Raw genomic sequence first — 1,708 nt, 5'->3', positions numbered from 1 at the left:
CTCCTAATGGGGACGTAAGCGTTGGGGATGGCCGACACGTGGTGAGCCGTATTCGCTCCTGAGGCACTGACCTCTCAAGGCAGAGCCGGTCCCGTGTGCCGGCCGTCCTCAACATCCGTCGGGGACGCGTGGCCCGGCAGGGCTCGGGCCACGCTCCAGCCTTCGTCCCGCTCGCCCGGCCCCGCCGGGCCACGCCACCAGGGGCGTCGAAGTCGTTAACGTCGTGGACCAGGCCGCCGGCAGGGATCACCTCTCACCGCTTCGGGAACCACAGAGTTCCCCCGCAGACAGAGGGCCCTGCCGGTCGCCGGGGATCGCGAACGGCTGATCGGATGACGGGCCGCATGAGCCCTTCCATTAGGGAGCCGCGCACCCCTGCACGGCTGTGACCAGCACCCATATGCCGCCAACACGGAGGAGGGAAACCCATGCCCGGCGTGTTCTGCGGGATCGACTGGGCCAGCGACCACCACGACGTGGCCCTGATCGACCAGGACGGAACCCTGTTAGCCAAGCTCCGCATCGACGACAGCGCCGCCGGCCTGACCCACTTGCTGGATCTGCTGGCAGAGCACGGCGACACCCCCGAGTTCCCGATCCCGGTGGCCATCGAGACCTCCCACGGCCTGCTGGTGTCCTGCCTGCGCGCCACCGGCCGACCCGTCTACGCCATCAACCCGCTCACCGCCGCCCGCTATCGAGACCGCTACGCCCTGGCCCGCAAGAAGTCCGATCACCTGGACGCCAAGGTCCTGGCCAACATCCTGCGCACCGACATCGCCGAGCACCGGCCCCTGCCCGCAGACAGCGAGCTCGCCCAGGCCATCGCCGTCCTGGCCCGCGCCCAGCAAGACGCCGTCTGGGACCGCACCCAAGCAGGCAACAAACTCCGCTCCCACCTGCGGGAATACTTCCCGGGCTTCCTCACGGTGTTCGTTCACTTCCGCGAGGGCATCACCTCACCGATCACCCGCACCCTGCTGGCCGCCGCCCCCACCCCCACCGAGGCCGCCCGCCTGTCCCGCAGCCAGCTCCGCGCCCTGCTCATCAAGGCCGGCCGTCAACGCGAGATCACCCCCGAAGTCGAACGCCTCCACCAGCTGCTGCGCGAACCGCAGATGCAGCAACCGCACCTGGTCGAACAGGCCATGGGCGCCAAAACCCAAGCCCTGCTACGACAGTTCAACGCGGCCTGCACCAGCGCCGACGAACTCGAAGCCGCCACCGTCGCCGCGTTCGCCACGCACCCGGACGCCGAGATCATCACCAGCTTCCCCGGCCTCGGAGCCCTCACCGGCGCCCGCGTCCTGGCAGAACTCGGCGACGACCACACCCGCTTCGCCGACGCCCGGGCACTCAAGGCCTACGCCGGAGCCGCACCCATCACCCGCGCCTCCGGAAAGAAAACAGTGGTGCTGGCCAGACACATCAAGAACCAGCGCCTGGCCGCCGTCGGCTACCTGTGGGCCTTCGCCGCCCTCACCGCATCACCCGGCGCCCGAGCCCACTACGACCGCCGCCGAGCCACCGAAGAACGCCACACCGCCGCCCAACGCAACCTCTTCAACCGCATGCTCGGCTGCCTCCACCACTGCCTGACCACGCGGATCCCCTACAACGAAGAAATCGCCTTCCCCACCCACGCCGAGCAATCGGCCCCCACCGCGGCTTGACAGATCAACCGCATCGGATGTCTGCCTTCGTCCCG

The 1,708-nt window shown here is 69.1% G+C and carries 1 protein-coding gene; it reads left to right on the top strand.

The window, feature by feature from the left end; translation table 11 throughout:
• The first annotated feature begins 428 nt into the window (after positions 1 to 428).
• Positions 429 to 1,673, top strand: coding sequence for an IS110 family transposase (locus tag ACFWVC_RS38600; RefSeq protein WP_384299577.1), 1,245 nt, complete (start codon positions 429 to 431; stop codon positions 1,671 to 1,673).
• Positions 1,674 to 1,708 lie beyond the last annotated feature (35 nt).

The sequence above is a fragment of the Streptomyces sp. NPDC058691 genome, assembly GCF_042714775.1.
In the GTDB taxonomy this organism is placed as follows: domain Bacteria; phylum Actinomycetota; class Actinomycetes; order Streptomycetales; family Streptomycetaceae; genus Actinacidiphila.
This window is presented reverse-complemented; position numbering and strand designations above follow the sequence as displayed.